This window comes from Streptomyces kebangsaanensis, from assembly GCF_001906585.1.
Lineage (GTDB): Bacteria > Actinomycetota > Actinomycetes > Streptomycetales > Streptomycetaceae > Streptomyces > Streptomyces kebangsaanensis.
In genome coordinates this window covers 1-15,572 of record NZ_JUJA01000079.1, presented here as the reverse complement: position 1 = coordinate 15,572, position 15,572 = coordinate 1, and the positions used below count along the sequence as shown (strand labels likewise).

The following is a 15,572-nucleotide window of genomic DNA, read 5'->3' as shown; positions in this document are numbered from 1 at the left end:
ATCTGCGACGGCGACCCCGACAAGGCGTCGGAGCTGGCGCGCAGCCACGTCGTGGGCTTCGAGCGGGCGATCCGCGACGCGATCTGAGCGGACCGGTCAGCCCCTTCCGCCCCCTTGCTCTCCACCCCTCCGCCCTTCCGCCCCCCTGCTCTCCACCCCTCCGCCCTTCTGCCCTTCCACCCCTCTGACCTTCGCGCTTCCACTCCTCCGCCCGCCCGGCCTCTAAAGCCGCCCCCTGGAGCCGCCGACCTCGAGTCGGCGGCTCGTTGCTTTCTACGCAACAGAGGTGCGACTTTGGAAAAATCATGGCTGAACATCTTGCTCGACCCCAGAGTGTCGACTTACGGTCTGCAACATCGTTGCTGCACACGCAACCTGATGCTTGGGAGCCGGTTCCATGAGCGACCAGCCGAGCCTGACGGGGCAGCCAGCCGCCCCACCCATTTCATCCGCTTCACCTATTATGTCCGCCACCGATGTCGCCGGTCCCCCGGAGGTCGGAGTGGACACCTCCGTGGCCCCCTCGACGCGCCGCCGCGTGGTGGCGGCCAGCTTCATCGGCAATTTCGTCGAGTGGTTCGACTACGCCGCCTACGGCTATCTGGCGGCGACCATCTCCACCGTTTTCTTTCCCGACACCGATCGCACGACGGCTCTGCTGGCCACGTTCGTCGTCTTCGCCGTCTCCTTCTTCGTCCGCCCCATAGGGGGATTCGTCTGGGGACACATCGGTGACAAGGTCGGCCGGCGCAACGCGCTGTCGCTGTCCATCGTGATCATGTCCGTGGCGACCTTCTGCATCGCCCTGCTGCCCACCTACCGCGCGGTCGGCCTGCTCGCACCGCTGTTGCTGCTGCTCGTGCGGATCGTCCAGGGGTTCTCCGCCTCCGGCGAGTACGCCGGCGCCTCCGCCTTCCTGGTCGAGTACGCCCCGCCCGGCCGGCGCGGACTGTATGCCTCCGTGGTCCCGGCGAGCACCGCGTCCGGCCTGTTGCTCGGATCCCTGCTCGCGGCGCTGCTCAGCGGAATCCTCTCCGACGGGCAGATGCACAGCTGGGGCTGGCGCCTGCCCTTCCTCCTCGCCGCTCCGATGGGCCTGATCGGCCGCTACATCCGGCTGCGTCTGGAGGACACCCCGGCGTTCCGCGCCCTGGAGGACCAGGAGGTCGCGCCGACCCCGGCCAAGCAGATGCTGCGCGCCAACCGGCGCCCGCTGGTACTCGCGATGGGCGCCACCGTGCTCAACGCGGTCGCCTTCTACATGCTGCTCAGTTACATGCCGACGTATCTTTCGGAAGAACTCCACTTCGGCGCCACCGAGTCGTTCCTCACCACCACCGTCTCGCTCGCGGCGTACATCGCCTGCATCTTCTTCACCGGCCTGGCCTCGGACCGGTTCGGCCGGAAGAAGATGCTGATCACCGCGTCCGTCCTGTTCACGGTGTGCACCGTGCCGGCCTTCATGCTGCTGGACGGCGCCGGACTGCTGACCGTCATCGTGATCCAGGTGCTGCTGGGCGGGATGCTCTCGCTCAACGACGGGACGCTGCCCAGCTTCCTGGCCGAGCAGTTCCCGACCCGGGTCCGGTACAGCGGCTTCGCCATCAGCTTCAACATGGCGAACGCCCTGTTCGGCGGCACCGCGGCCTTCGTCGCCACGCTGCTCATCTCCTGGACGGGCAGCAGCCTCTCCCCCGCCTGGTACCTCGCCGTCGCGGCGCTGGTCTCGCTCTGGGCCGTGCTGTCCTCCAAGGAGACCTCACGCGAGCCGCTCCGCGAGAGCTAGGCCCGCCCGCCGGCCACTCACGACCACCCACCGACCACCCTTCACCCCACATCACCCCCATGAAAAGGAGTACCCGTGTCCGCTGCTGAGCTCGAGCGCCTGAAGCTGATCCACAACGGCGAGAAGGAGCGGCAGACGTTCTCCGACGCCGAGATGGAGCGCCGGCTGACCCTGCTCCGCAAGGCGATGGCCGAGGCCGAGGTCGACGTCACCCTCTTCACCTCGTACCACAACATCAAGTACTACTCCGACTTCCTCTACACCTCCTTCGGCCGCCCCTACGCGCTGATCGTCACCGCGGACGACCAGATCACCGTCTCCGCGAACATCGACGCCGGCATGCCGTGGCGGCGCACCTTCGGTGACAACGTCGTGTACACCGACTGGCACCGCGACAACTACATCCACGTCATCCAGGAGACGCTGAAGGGCCGGGGCGTCGCGCCGCGCCGGATCGGCGTCGAGCACGACAGCCTGCCGCTGGACACCCTGCGGAAGTTCGAAGCCGCCTTCCCCGGCGCCGAGTTCACCGACATCGCGCAGGCCGCCATGCGGCAGCGGATGATCAAGTCGGACGAGGAGATCGTCCTGATCAAGGAGGGCGCCCGCGTCGGCGACCTGGGCGGCGAGGCCATCCGCGCGGCCATCCACGAGGGCGTCTCGGAGTACGAGGTCGCGCTGGCCGGCACCGACGCCATGGTCCGCGAGATCGCCCGCGCCTACCCGCACACCGAGATCCGCGACACCTGGGTGTGGTTCCAGTCGGGCATCAACACCGACGGCGCCCACAACTGGCCGACCACGCGCAAGGTGGGACGCGGCGACATCCTCAGCCTCAACTGCTTCCCGATGATCTCCGGCTACTACACGGCCCTGGAGCGGACCCTGTTCTACGGCGAGCCCGACGCCCGCTCGCTCGAGCTCTGGGAGATCAACGTCGAGGTCCACCGCCGCGGCCTGGAGCTGATCAAGCCGGGCATCAGCTGCGCCGAGATCGCCCACACCCTCAACGAGATCTACATCTCCCACAACCTGCTGCCGAACCGCACCTTCGGCTACGGCCACTCCTTCGGCGTGCTGTCCCACTACTACGGGCGCGAGGCCGGCCTCGAACTCCGCGAGGACATCGACACCGTGCTGCAGCCGAACATGGTGGTCTCCATGGAGCCGATGATCATGGTTCCCGAGGGCCAGCCGGGCGCCGGCGGCTACCGCGAGCACGACATCCTGGTCGTCACCGAGAACGGCGCCGAGAACATCACCAAGTTCCCCTTCGGCCCGGAGCACAACATCCTGGGCGTCTGACCGGGAAACCGCCGTCACACGGGTGCCGCACCGGCGAGCTCGGCCGGTGCGGCACCCGTACGGCCGCCTGCGCCCCCGGACCTACGGAGTCCGCTGCCCGGGGCCGTCCTTCAGGCCGGTGACGAACGACGTCCAGGCGGGAGCCGTGACCGTGAGGAACGGCCCCTGGGGGAGCTTGGAGTCGCGGACGGGGACGATGCCCGTGAGACCGTCGGCGACCTCGACGCAGTTCCCGCCGTCTCCGTTGCTGTAGCTGCTCTTACGCCAGACGGCCGTGCTCAAGTCGATCCCGTTGTTTGCCATTTCGGTCATCCTCAGCCGCTTCCTCGATCAGGGCGAGGGACGCCTCCGGTGGCAGTGCGGCGGCCCTGAGCCGATCGTATGCCTTGCGGTACTGCTTCACGAGGGCCGGATCGTCGATGGTGTCCCCGCTGTACTGCGCCTCCGTGTAGACCAAGGGCGGGGCGTCGGGGAAGGTCATGACCATGGCCGTACCCAGCATCAGGGGATGCGGCTCTCCGTTCCACGGAAGGATCTGTGGAACGATCCGGCGGCGCCTGGCCAGCGCCGCGATCCGCTCCAACTGTTCTACCGCCTGCTCCGACGGAAGGATCGGCTGACGCAGCAGCGACTCGGGAAGGATCGCCCAGTACTCCGGCGTCCTGTGGTTGTCCTCGAAGAGACGGGACCGCGCCATGCGGGCGGCGACCTTCTCCTCCACCTCGTCGTCCGGGATCAGCGGATGGGCCGACCGCACCACCGCCCGCGCGTACGCCTCCGTCTGCAACAGGCCCGGAAACAGGGTCGGGCACCACTCCTCGATGGTCTCCGCGTGCTTCTCCGCCTCCAGCACCCGCTCGAAGTAACGGGCGTGGCCCCGCCGTTTGGCCTTCCGCACGTCCTCGCAGCGGCGCTTGAAGAAGCCGTCCGTGCCCAGCACCTTGTCCACGTGCTCGGCCAGTTCCGCCGGCATCCGGCGCTCGCCCCGTTCGATCTCGCTGAGGTGGCTCGGGCCGTAGAAGCTGCCCTCGACCAACTGCGTGAGCGTGAGCCCGGCCTCTTCCCGTTTCCACCGCAACTCGCTGCCGTAGAAGGTGGGGACGCCTGCCGAGCCGTCGATGTCCTTGCGCTGTCCCATCGTTCACCGCCCTTGGTGCCGTTACCGCCCGCTGCCCGGCGTTTCCCGCTCCTGTACCAACCGCACGGCGCATACGCGCAGTTCAGAGCCGGGAGCCTGAACCTCTTTCACGGTACGCACCATGACGTCACCCTGTGAGCAGTTCGTCACAGAGCGCACTGGAAGGTGTGACCCCCCATGCACGACCACTCCGACGTACAGGACTGCGCCGAGGAGTTGCGGGCCGCTCTCGCCGCCCACGGCATCACGCTGCCGTCCCTCGGCGTCGACCTGCCGACCTTCGCCGCCCGCTGCCCCACCCGGCCCCTCATCGCGCTGGGCAACTGCAACCTGCACACCGCCCGCGCCCTGATCGCCGCCCTGCGCAAGGGGGTTGCGTGATGCGGCCGCCCCTGACGCTGGAGTTGCTCGCCACCTCGAAGGAGGTGCGCGAGGTCCGCCGGGAACTGCGCGCCTACCTGGGCGGCCCCTGCGCCGACCTCCAGCTCTGCGCGAGCGAACTCCTCACCAACGTCATCCGCCACCTCGGCGAGGGCGTCCCCGTGACCGTCCGCGTGTCCTGCGCCCAGGACCGTACGCGTCTTGAGATCACCGACCCGGACCCGCGCGCCCTGCCCGTCCTGTGCCCGGCGGCCGACGAGGACGCCGAAACCGGTCGCGGCCTCGCCCTGCTCGACGCGCTGGCCCTGCGGTGGGGCGTGGACCAAGGGGCCGACACCAAGACGGTGTGGTGCGAGACAGAGGCCATCCACGACGGTTCGCGAGACATGGCCGCCAGCGGGGAAGCGATCGGCCAGTAGCGGCTGCCTGCCGGAACGCTGGAGGGAACCACCGCGAGCGGCTCGAAGGACATGGGGCAGGGCACGGGTCTGCCCCATGCCCGGATACCCAATTCGTCATCATGGCGGTGTGAGCGAGGCCTCCCCCATGGACACGAGCGCCTGCGGTCGTCTGTTCCGCGCGCCGGGCACAGAACGGGACACCATGGTCTGGGAGCAATGGACTTGACGGCACCACAGCCGCGGAACTCTCCAGCCTGACTCCTTCACTACGATGCCGGATTCAAAGCGATCAACAAGGCGGCCCGGGCCCGTGACAGCCCGGACCGGAGCCCCGGTCAGCAGGCCTGAAGACCGGCGTTATCGTGAAGCTGTGTCCAACGATCACGACGCCTTCGACATCGGCCTCCGCTTCGCCCTCCAGGTCACCGGCACCGAGCTTGCTGACGAGCCGCCTCCGGGCACCCCACTCGCGCGCGTCCGGGCCTACGCCGCTGAGCATGGCGAGGAAGCCGTGACCGTGGACGTCATCGCCGCGGCCCAGGAGGGCCGCCTGTGAGCTGTACTCCTGCTCGCGTGGCGTTGTGGTGAAAACCTCCGATCTCCTGCCATGACCGCATCAGACGCTCTGCTCCGCCGCCTCGAGCAGGACCCGTCGCCGGCTGCCGCGCTGGCCTGGCCAGGCGACTTCGACATCGACCGCCGGGACCCCATCGAGGACCTTGTCCTCCCGTCGGGAAGGCCGCTGCACCCGATAGCCGGATGTGGTGCCGACGGCACGTACTTCCTCTGCGGGGAAGCCGGGGCCGGGGAGCGGCCTGTCCTGTATCGGCCTTGGGGACCATCGGTACAGCCGTTGGCGCTAAGCCCTTGATCATGGTCGCTATCTGCGGGTCTCCGCGCTCGGGTGGGGCTGGGCCTGGAGGCGGTCGCGGAGGTCGATCTCTTCGGGGGTGAGCGGGTCCTCGGGGCGGCGGATGCGTACGGGCTTGGGCCTGAGCGGCATGCCGTCGTCCACCGTGGCGGCCTCGGCTTCGGCCAGGGCCCGGTAGAGCGAGGCGACCGATGGGGACTTGCCCGCGTTCTTCCCAACCTTGATCGTGAGTTTCTTTGCGATCTCGGGGACGGGGACGCCCTTGTCCTTGAGTGCGACAGCGAAGGTGAGCATGTCGTCGTCGATGACCTTCGGGCGTCCGCCGTGGTTGCCCTTGGAGGCGGCGATGACCTGGCCTTCGAGGGTCTTCTCCCGGATGTAGTTGCGCTCGATCTGCCCGGCGACGGCGAGGACAGCGAAGAACATGGCGCCCATGCCGCCTGGGTCGTAGATGCCGGTCAGCGGGCCGGTGAGGAGTTCGAGCTGGATACCGCCGGCCTGGAGCTCGGCGGACAGCGTCATCAGCTCGGCGGCGTTGCGGGCCAGGCGCTTGAGTTCGTGGACGGTGAAGATGACCGGTGTCTCGGGTGCGGCCTCCTTGAACTGGTGGGCCAGCGCGAGTGCCTTCTTCAGCTCGGGCCGGACCTTGACCCGGGTGCTGATCTGCTCGGAGAAGACTTTGTGGCACTCCGCCCGGCGGAGGGCTTCGAGCTGGCTCGCCAGCTCCTGCCGGGCGGTCGACGTGCGGGCGTACCCGATCCTCACCGGCCGCTCAGTGCGGGGCGCGGGCACCACCACGAGCGCGGGCCCCTGCTTCCATGCGCGGCCGGGGCCGCGGTCGGCGGGCACCGGGATCTCCAGTTCCTCGCGGAGCGCGGGGACGAGGACGAAGCGCGGGGTGTGGTACTTCGCGGCGGTCTTCCCGCCCCGAGTGCGGCAGGCGCTGCCGACGGGTGCGTCACAGTTCGGGCATTCGTGACGTTCTACCGCCAATGCGGCCTGGTCGGGCGTCAAATCCATGGCGGCAGTTTCTCAGTAGTGCCTCGCACAACGCGCGGGTTTCGAGAGAACTTTTGCGAACGGCGACCTGGGGAAACGTGAGCGCCTCCGAGCCTCTCGCAGAACTCTCACAGATGACCATTTATGAGAGCCCGTCATCAAAGCTGCGACAAGCTACCGGGCCCCCGGAGCGTGCCTTCAGGGCACGATGCCCGCCCCTGGAGGCACGTTCACACATCGCGACGCCTCACGACGAGCACGGCGAGTGCGACCGTGATCAGCGGCCAGAGCGCGTACACGAGCCAGGAGCCGGAGACCGTGGCGGTGTAGCCCAGGGATCCGGGGTCCGGTTCCCAGTTCTGAGCCAGGCGCTTCCAGGCGGCCGACACCAGCGCGTGTTTGATGTCCGCCGACCAGCGGTTGCTCTCCGAGAACATGGTGGGCAGCATCAGCAGGGTGAAGACGCTGGTGACCATGGTCGCGGCGGCGTGCCGGAGCAGGACGCCGAGGCCCAGACCGACGAGGGCGCAGACCGGGGCCAGCAACGCGGATGCCGCCAGCGCCCGGAACACTCCGGGGTGGGTGATCGGAACGCCGGCGTGATGCCCGTTCAGGATGGCCTGTGAGACCAGGAAGGAACCGGTGGAGGTGACCGTGCCGACCGCGGTCCACAGCGCGGCGGTGACGGCCGCCTTGGCCAGCACGACCGAGCCGCGGGCTGGGACGGCCACGGTGGTGGTGCGGATCAGGCCGCTGCTGTATTCGCTCACCACGGTGAGGGCGCCGATGCTGCTGGCGACGAGTATCAGCGTCCAGGAGCCGGCCGGTGGGTAGGCGTCGAAGGGCAGGAAGTCGGCGGGGCCGGAGCGCGCGGCGTTGTCCGACATCGTGGCCACGGCGGCGGACCCGATGACGAACAGGACGGTGAGTGCGATCGTCCACGGAGTGGAGCGCAGGGACCGCGTCTTGATCCACTCGGAGGCGAGCAGGTCACGGAAGCGGGCGGGCGGCTCGGCGGCGGGGGTGACTCGGGGGACGGAGGTGAGTGTGGTCATCGGGGCTGTCCTGCCAGGTATTCGGTGCTGTCGGCGGTGAGTTCCATGAAGGCCGCTTCCAGTGAGGCGGCGCGGGTGGTCAGTTCGTCCAGCCGGATGCGGTTCTCGAAGGCGAGCGCTCCGATCCGGTCCGCCGGGAGCCCGGTCACGGCGAGCCTCTCGGCGCCGGCCGAGCCCTCCGGCTCGACTGAGGCGCCCGCCGCGGTCAGCACGGCTGCCAGCTCGGCGGCCTGCGGAGTCGCCACCACGACGCTGCGGCGGGTGCCGCGGGCCGCGAAGTCCCGTACCGACTCGGCGGCGATGAGGCGGCCCCGGCCGATGATGACCAGTTGGTCGGCGGTGTTCTCCATCTCCGACATCAGGTGGCTGGAGAGGAAGACCGTGCGCCCCTCGGCTGCCAGGCGCCGGAAGAGTCGGCGTACCCAGAGCACGCCCTCCGGGTCCATGCCGTTGATCGGCTCGTCGAACATGAGCACGGGCGGGTCGCCGAGCAGGGCGGTGGCGATGCCGAGGCGCTGCTTCATGCCGAGGGAGAATCCACCGATGCGGCGGTTCGCCACCTCGGCCAGGCCCACCTCCTGAAGCACCTCGTCGACCCGGCGCCGCGGGATGCCGTTGCTGCGTGCCAGGGCGGACAGGTGGGCCGCGGCGCTGCGTCCGCCGTGGACCTGTCCGGCGTCGAGGAGGGCGCCGACGTGCCGCAGTCCGCGCGGGTGGCGGTGGAAGGGGACGCCGTCGACGGTGGCGGTGCCGCTGGTCGGCGCGTCCAAGGCGAGGATCATCCGCAGGGTGGTGGACTTGCCGGCTCCGTTGGGGCCGAGGAATCCGGTGACCTGGCCCGGCCGCACGGTGAAAGACAGATGGTCGACGGCCGTCTTGCTGCCGTAGCGCTTGGTGAGTTCGCTGACTTCGATCACGGCACCCACACTGCCGAGCGGACCCCCGTCCGGACATGGGGCCGTGGGCGGCAATCGTGCGACCGGGTTGACCCGTGGGCGTACGTCCCCGGGCTGATGCCGCGCCGGCGATGGCCGGTTAGTCTCGCGGCGTGAACCCCATGACGATCACGCCGTTGCCTGCGCGCGTCGCGCATCACGGCGTTGTTCCCGGGAGAGAGTGCCGCCGATGACGAGAACCAAAGCCGTGGCCTGGGCGGGGGGTGCCTCTTACCTCCTCGTGGTGGGTCTGCTGGTGGGGGGCGCGCCGCGGGCGTCGGGCACCGTCCACGGTGTCGGGGCACTGCTGGCTGTGAGCCTGCTCGTCGGCGTGGTGCGACGGATGCCGCTGCTGGCTCTGGTCATGGCTCTCTTCGGATCCACTGCTGTGGTGGTGGGCCCTCCGAGTTCCCCGAGTACCGTCCATGAGGGCCTGGAGGCGTCGTACCAGGGCCAGTTCCTGTCGTATCTGGCGGTGGACCTCGTACTGGGTTTCATCGTCGCCACCTGCACACGGCGGGCTTCGATCATCGCCGTTGCCGTGTCCTTCGCCGTGCAACTTCTGGTGATCGGCCTCTTCGCGCATGGGGACAATCTGACCGTCAACGGGGTGATCGCCCTCCTGGCGATGGCCGCATCCTGCATGGCCGGTCTGCTGAGTCGCGAGCGCCGCGAGCACGCGGCGGCGCTGCGTTCGCAGGAGGTGGCCGAGGCCGTGACCGCCGAACGGCTGCGGATCGCACGGGAGCTGCACGACATGGTCGCGCACAGCATCGGCATCATCGCCATCCAGGCCGGTGTGGGCAGCCGGGTCATCCAGACCCAGCCGGCACAGGCGCGCGAGGCCCTATGCGCCATCGAGGCCACCAGCAGAGAGACCCTGTCGGGCCTTCGGCGCACGCTGGTGTCGCTCCGTCAGGCCGACCGGGGCGCGACCGTCTCGGAGCAGTCACCGCTCGCACCCTCGCCGGGCCTGGCGGACGTCGAACGGCTGGCGGCAGCGACCGCGGGCGCGGGGGTACGCGTCGACGTGCGCTGCAGCGGGGAGCAGCGTCCTGTGCCGGCCGACATCGACCTGTCCGCCTACCGCATCGTGCAGGAGGCGCTGACCAACGTGGTCCGGCACGCGCGTACCGGGCGCTGCCGGGTGGCCATCGACTACGGGGACGAGGAGCTGTCCGTGGAGGTCGTCGACGACGGGTGCGGCGCCGCCGAGAACGGCTTGGCCCACGGCTTCGGCCTTGTCGGCATGCGGGAGCGGGTCGGCCTGCTGCACGGCCACCTCAGCGCCGGGCCGCGCCCCGAGGGTGGCTTCCGGGTGGCGGCCAGGCTGCCGCTGCCCGCACCCGTCGGAGTTCCGGTGGAGGCCCGGTGACCGTCCGGGTGGTGCTCGCCGACGACCAGCCGTTGGTGCGGTCCGGTCTCCGCGTGATCATGGCCGATCACCCGGACCTGGAGGTCGTCGGTGAGGCCGCCACCGGCTCCGAAGCGGTCCGGCTCGTCGGCGACCTCGGCCCCGACGTCGTGGTGATGGACATCCGGATGCCCGGCCTGGACGGGATCGAGGCCACCCGCCTGATCACGGCCGGTCCGGCGACCACACGCGTCCTCGTCCTGACCACCTTCGACGAGGACGACCATGTCTACGGAGCGCTCCGGGCCGGAGCGAGCGGCTTCGTGGTCAAGGACATGGCGCTGGACGACATCCTCGCGGCGATCCGCGTGGTCGCCGCCGGCGACGCACTGATCGCGCCGGGTGTGACGCGCCGTCTGATCGCAGATTTCATCGGGCGCCCCGCGGCCGCCCCGGAGCGCTCCCCACGGCCGGTCGAGGGCATCACCGAGCGGGAACGGGAAGTGCTGACCCTGGTCGGACGCGGTCGGTCGAACACCGAGATCGCCGAGGACCTCTTCATCACGGTGGCCACCGCCAAGTCGCACGTGTCACGGCTGCTCACCAAACTGGGCGCCCGGGACCGGGTCCAGCTCGTCATCACTGCCTATGAGATGGGGCTCGTCACGCTGCCTCGCTGATGGCGTCCCTGGCCCCCATGGTGAAGTCGGAAATGCCCTGTCGCTCCCGCCTCGTGTACGAGCCGCTGGAGGAGCAACCGCCACCACGCCACCCACTGCGGCTGTAAACAGGACTGGCCGGTCCCGGCCTGGCTCAGTCCTCTCCGTCGTCGTCATCGTCGAGGTTGACGGCGTCCGGGTCGCGCAGGGGCCGCAGCCCGTCAACCGGCTGGGAGGCGGTGAAGCTGTAACGGCCCAGGCAGTTCAAATTCTTGTGCTTGAGCGGAGATAGCCGGGTGACGTCCTCGTCCTTGGTCTCGTGGCCCTCGGCGCGGAGCAGGGCAACCGCGGCGTCGATATAGCGGGTCGTCCAGAGGACTACCGCGTTCAGCACGAGGCCGAGTGAGCCGAGCTGGTCCTCCATCCCGTCCCGGTACGCCTGGTGGATGGTGCCCTTCTTGCCGTGGCAGATGTCCCGGGCCAGCTTGTGCCGGGACTCCTGGACGGTGAGCTGCTTGTGCATCTGCCGTCGGTAGGTGTCGTCCATGGGGTCGACGACGGCGAGCAGGTGCAGGGTCTTGGCGATCCGCCCGTACTCGGCGAACGCCTGCCCCAGCGGGGTGGGATGGCCCTCGCGGCCGAACATCCGCAGCAGGTCGTAGGCCCGGACCTGGTTGGTGACCAGGGAGCCTGCCACCCGCAGCATGTCCGGCCAGGCGGTGAGCACCTTCTTCACGTTCACCCTGTTGCGGGCCAGCGCCTCCAGCGGCCCGTAGCTGGGAAGAGCCTTGCCGCCGGGCATCTGAGCCTTCCAGAACCGCTGGTCTTCGAGGTCCTTGAACCGCGGGGAGAAGCGGTAGCCGAGCATCTTGAAGATGCCGAAGACCATGTCGGAGTACGAGGCGTGGTCGGTGGCGACCATCTCCGGCTTCACCCCGCCGTCCAAGTTCAACAAAGCGTCCAGGATGAACAGGGAGTCGCGCGTGGTACCGGGAACCACCATCTGCCCGATTCCGACGACCTGGTCATTGATCGCGTTGAGCCAGGTGATGCCCTTCTTCTTCGCGAAGTACTTGGGCGAGGGGGCGGCGTTGATGGTGCGGACGGGGACGACAAAGCGCAGGCCGTCGACGGAGGCCAGCAGTCCCTTGCCCCAGAACTTGACGATGGGCACCTGGGCCTGGGCCTCGATCAGGGTGGCGTTGGCCGCGGCGATGGTGTCGGCGCGCAGGTAGTACTGGTCGACGTGGACCAGACGGGAGCGGGTCAGGGCCTCGACGTTCGGGTTGATGACCGGGGTCATCCCGATATTGCATGCCTCGCTCACCAAGAGCGCCACGAGCGAAGTGGGCAGATCCTTCATGCGGGTCTTCCCGTCGCCCAGGTGCACGAAGGCGTCCAGGAACCCCGTCCAGGCGTGCACCTCGAACAGCAGGTCCGGCAGGTCGATCTTCGGGAGCATCTTCTCCACCCGCTTGCGTAGCCAGGCAAGCGACTTCGGCTCGCCCAGCGCGTGCAGCTTCTCCACATTCAGCTTCGCCCGCCCGTTCGGCTGCACCTCGATGCTGATCTTCGCGTCGGCGCCGGCCTCCTCCAGCCGCTCGGCCATCTGCCTCCACGCCGCGTCCAGCACGGCGACCAGGTCCCGAAGGTGCTGCTCGGCGTCCTCGTCCAGGCTCAGACCCGCCAGGACGTCCTCACGCACGGCCTCCCACTCCTTGCCGTCCAGCAGGCGGGCACGCGGGTCGGACCAGCGGTGCGAGGGGGAAGCGAACACGTCCCGGCGCTTCAGGGCGCGGAAGAGCTGCTCCAGCACGCACACCACGTACGCGTCGCGGTCCACCGCACCCTCCGGCAGCTCGGCGTTCGCGTACACCGCCTTACGCCACACCGGCGGCACCAGCTTGTCGTCGATCTCCCGTGGCAGCAGCGGCTTCTCCGCCACCCGGCGCCTCGCCAGAGCGGGCAGCCGCTTCACCCCCGCCAGCACCCGCCTCCCGCCGGTCGCCGCCCCCAGCATGGAGGTCTCGCCCAGCAGGGCCAGGAACGGCTTGACCGTGTTGTAGCGCAACGCCAGCGCGTTGCGCATGGCGATCTCCGCCGAGCCATCGTCCTCCGGCACCAGGCTCACCACCGTGGCCGCCGCACTGGACAACTCGGCCCGGGGCGCGACCTCCTCCAAGGCCCGCCACAGCGCCACCACATCCGGATCGCAGCCGGTCTCCTCCAGCAGCTCCAGCTCCTCGATGAACACCTTCGAGGCCCTGGCCACAATCCTTGATGCCTTCTCCAATTGCGGCAGCGTGGACAGCCGTTCCTTGTCCGTGGCCCGCTTCGTCGTGCTGATCAACCGAGTGGCCATCAGCACCTCGAACAGGTCCAGCGCGTCATCAATCGCCTTCGCCTCCAGATGCCGCATCACCGCGGCGAGCATCGCCGTGCGCTTCGGCTCACTGGTCCGCTCCAGCTTCGCCGCCTTCGTGCCCAGCCCGTACCGGGCCAGCGCCGACAGCCGGTTCGGCGGGATCTTGTTCAGCTTCACCCGCCCCAGCTGGAACGCGGCGATCTCATCCACCCGCTGCAACGCGTTCTTCATCGCGGTGCCCGTGGTCCGCGTCGGCGGTCGGCGCAGCTGCTCCAGGTACGAGTACCGCTTCCCCTCCGGCGTCTTCAGCAGCGCCACCAGGTCCCCCGGCAACGTCGGGTCCGCCCGCCGGACGGCCTTCGCGACCGTGGCGTGCAGCCGCTTCTCCGCGATCGCACGGACCTCCGCCACCTGTCGGGCCAGCACCGAGACGCCCGGCAGCAGCACCCGGTTCCTGCGCAGCCAGCCCACCGCATGGTCGAACAACGCCTTCGGCCCCTCCGAATGCGCCGTCCACGCCCGCCCGTGCAGGAACGCCCGGAACTTCCGGCCCCACTCGTGATCCTCGAACTGGTGGTAGCCGTACGCATCCCGGATCTCCCACGCGTGCTCGTACGCCGTCTTCAGCCGATCCGTGTACTCCTTGACGCGGGAGACGTCATCGATCCCCAGCTGCCCGGCCAGGTGATCGACCACCGGCCACGGCACATCGAGGGGGTCCTCCAGGAACAGCCCGATATACCTCACCGTGCAGAGCTGGAGCGCGAAGCCAAGGCGGTTGTGATCCCCACGCCGCTTCGCAAGAAGCTTCCGATCCTCGTCATCCAGGAAGAAGAACCGCTCCAGCTCGGGCCTCGTCGGCTCCTCGGCGAACCTCCCGTACGCCTCAGCCTGCTCATCAGATAAGAATTCGACCGCCACGCCCGGACCGGAGCCAGGCCCCACCCATGATCGAGGATCTTTCCCCGAACCCCAGCGCCGGACTGGATCGCTGTGCTACCCGACCAAGATCAAGTGCTTAGCGCCAACGGCTGTACCGATGGTCCCCACGGCCGTGTATGCAGACTCCGAGGGCCAGGCCACGCTGATCGGCGCCGACCTCATCGAGGCCGTCACGCTCATCGCCGTACTGCCCTTCTGGCGGGACCTGGCGAAGGGCTTCGCGCTCAGTGAGCTGGGATCGGACCTCCGGGCCGACCACCCGGACTTCGACACCGAACGCGACCGCCTCCTGCACACCCTCGGGCTCGCCCCCGTCTCCGAGGAAGAGGCTGCTGCTCGACTGCTGGCCGTGGCTGCACGCACGGCCCCGGACTATGTACCGCGCGTGCCGGACGACGATTACGGAAGATTTCAAGTCCAGTGAGACGGTTGGGGCGCTATGAGGTTTGTGGTGCGGGTTCCCTGCGTCTGGCCGGGTCGTTGATCCACGCCTGCTGGGGTATCCGGGGTGGTCGGGGGCGGCGGCCGAAGCGTTCGGGGTGGCGGGCGTATGCCTCGGCGAGGGTGACGGCCCGCTGGTCGCGCACCTCCTCGGCGGTGCCGAAGTGCACGCTGGCGGGCGKGTGCCAGCCGATCCCCGAATGCCGGTGCTCGTGGTTGTAGTACGCGATGAACGCGTCGAACCACTCGCGGGCATGGGCCAGCGAATCGAACCGTTCGGGATAGTCGGACATGTACTTCGTGGTCTTGAAGTGGGCCTCGCTGTAGGGGTTGTCGTTGGAGGTCTTCGGCCGCGAGTGCGACCGCGTGACGCCGAGGTCGATCAGCAACTGCGAGACCTTCTTGGAGGTCATCGAGGTGCCGCGATCGGCGTGCACGGTCTCCGGCACGATGCCGTTGCGGGTGATGGTCTCGCGGATCAACTCCTCGGCCCGCCGGGACGATTCGGCCCGCTCGACGGTGTGGCCGACGATGTAGCGGCTGAAGATGTCGATGATGACGTAGGCGTGATACCAGACGCCCTTGACCGGTCCGGCTGCCTTGGTGATGTCCCAGGTGAACACCTGCGACGGTGCGGTGGCCACCAGCTCGGGCACCGCCTGGGCGGGGTGGGTGGCCTGGCGGCGGCGTTCGCCGGACTGCCCCTTCTCGCGCAGGATCCGGTACATCGTCGAGACCGAGCAGTGGTAGCGCCCGGCGTCCAGTTCGCGGGCCCAGATCTGCGCGGGCGGCAGCTCGGCGTACTCGGCGCTGTTCATCAGCTCCAGTACCGCAGCCCGTTCCTCTGCCGTCAGGGCCGAGGGCTGGACCTGCGGCGAGCGGGGCCTGCGCGGTGGTGAGGGACGGAGCCGGCGGTAGTGGGTGGCCCTGGAGCGGCCGG

Annotated in this window: 15 protein-coding genes; 8 read left to right on the top strand and 7 right to left on the bottom strand. The window is 69.0% G+C overall.

From position 1 onward, the window contains the following. Positions 1-463 precede the first annotated feature (463 nt). Positions 464-1,786, top strand: coding sequence for an MFS transporter (locus tag RH94_RS11695; protein ID WP_073947544.1), 1,323 nt, complete (start codon positions 464-466; stop codon positions 1,784-1,786). 75 nt (positions 1,787-1,861) lie between these two features. Then, a complete protein-coding gene (locus RH94_RS11690) occupies positions 1,862-3,091 on the top strand; it encodes a M24 family metallopeptidase (protein ID WP_073947543.1) in 1,230 nt (409 codons plus the stop codon). Between the two features lie 81 nt (positions 3,092-3,172). Here the strand turns inward: RH94_RS11690 and RH94_RS11685 are convergent, their stop codons facing one another. Together RH94_RS11685 and RH94_RS11680 are read right to left on the bottom strand one after the other, a co-directional pair. Then, a complete protein-coding gene (locus RH94_RS11685; RefSeq protein WP_073947542.1) occupies positions 3,173-3,394 on the bottom strand; it encodes a DUF397 domain-containing protein in 222 nt (73 codons plus the stop codon). Next, positions 3,351-4,229 (bottom strand): helix-turn-helix domain-containing protein, encoded by an 879-nt coding sequence (locus RH94_RS11680; RefSeq protein WP_073947541.1) that lies wholly within the window; start codon positions 4,227-4,229, stop codon positions 3,351-3,353. The genes RH94_RS11685 and RH94_RS11680 overlap by 44 nt, the downstream gene beginning before the upstream one ends. 177 nt (positions 4,230-4,406) lie before the next feature. Here RH94_RS11680 and RH94_RS11675 point away from each other — a divergent pair, with 177 nt between their 5' ends. The 3 genes from RH94_RS11675 (at position 4,407) to RH94_RS11665 (ending at position 5,567) form a co-directional block, all read left to right on the top strand. Further along, positions 4,407-4,610, top strand: coding sequence for a hypothetical protein (locus tag RH94_RS11675; protein WP_073947540.1), 204 nt, complete (start codon positions 4,407-4,409; stop codon positions 4,608-4,610). Beyond that, positions 4,610-5,029 (top strand): ATP-binding protein, encoded by a 420-nt coding sequence (locus RH94_RS11670; protein ID WP_073947539.1) that lies wholly within the window; start codon positions 4,610-4,612, stop codon positions 5,027-5,029. Before RH94_RS11675 ends, RH94_RS11670 begins: the two co-directional genes overlap by 1 nt. 352 nt (positions 5,030-5,381) lie before the next feature. Continuing rightward, positions 5,382-5,567, top strand: coding sequence for a hypothetical protein (locus tag RH94_RS11665; protein ID WP_073947538.1), 186 nt, complete (start codon positions 5,382-5,384; stop codon positions 5,565-5,567). 324 nt (positions 5,568-5,891) lie between these two features. Here RH94_RS11665 and RH94_RS11660 read toward each other — a convergent pair whose 3' ends face one another. The 3 genes from RH94_RS11660 to RH94_RS11650 all read right to left on the bottom strand — a co-directional run bounded on the left by RH94_RS11660 (position 5,892) and on the right by RH94_RS11650 (position 8,853). Next, the gene (locus tag RH94_RS11660) at positions 5,892-6,902 is read right to left on the bottom strand and encodes a recombinase family protein (RefSeq protein WP_073947537.1); all 1,011 of its coding nucleotides are present in this window, start codon (positions 6,900-6,902) and stop codon (positions 5,892-5,894) included. Between the two features lie 209 nt (positions 6,903-7,111). Further along, positions 7,112-7,936 carry a hypothetical protein gene (locus RH94_RS11655; protein WP_073947536.1) on the bottom strand — a complete coding sequence of 275 codons (825 nt, stop codon included), beginning with the start codon at positions 7,934-7,936 and terminating at the stop codon, positions 7,112-7,114. Further along, positions 7,933-8,853, bottom strand: a complete 921-nt coding sequence (locus RH94_RS11650; RefSeq protein ID WP_199880926.1) for an ATP-binding cassette domain-containing protein — start codon at positions 8,851-8,853, stop codon at positions 7,933-7,935. Before RH94_RS11650 ends, RH94_RS11655 begins: the two co-directional genes overlap by 4 nt. Positions 8,854-9,061: 208 nt before the next feature. Between RH94_RS11650 and RH94_RS11645 the strand changes: the two genes are divergently transcribed. Together RH94_RS11645 and RH94_RS11640 are read left to right on the top strand one after the other, a co-directional pair. Next, a complete protein-coding gene (locus RH94_RS11645) occupies positions 9,062-10,246 on the top strand; it encodes a sensor histidine kinase (RefSeq protein ID WP_073947534.1) in 1,185 nt (394 codons plus the stop codon). Continuing rightward, positions 10,243-10,905, top strand: coding sequence for a response regulator (locus tag RH94_RS11640; RefSeq protein ID WP_073947533.1), 663 nt, complete (start codon positions 10,243-10,245; stop codon positions 10,903-10,905). The genes RH94_RS11645 and RH94_RS11640 overlap by 4 nt, the downstream gene beginning before the upstream one ends. Before the next feature lie 133 nt (positions 10,906-11,038). Here RH94_RS11640 and RH94_RS11635 read toward each other — a convergent pair whose 3' ends face one another. Continuing rightward, a complete protein-coding gene (locus tag RH94_RS11635) occupies positions 11,039-14,170 on the bottom strand; it encodes a Tn3 family transposase (protein WP_073947532.1) in 3,132 nt (1,043 codons plus the stop codon). Positions 14,171-14,303: 133 nt separating this feature from the next. On the opposite strand from RH94_RS11635, the gene RH94_RS11630 reads away from it, so the two are divergent. Next, entirely contained in the window at positions 14,304-14,615 is a 312-nt protein-coding gene (locus RH94_RS11630; protein WP_143203996.1) for a hypothetical protein, read from the top strand. 13 nt (positions 14,616-14,628) lie between these two features. Here RH94_RS11630 and RH94_RS11625 read toward each other — a convergent pair. Then, positions 14,629-15,572 (bottom strand): DDE-type integrase/transposase/recombinase (locus RH94_RS11625; RefSeq protein ID WP_143203995.1); only part of this gene is annotated, 944 nt, incomplete at its 5' end.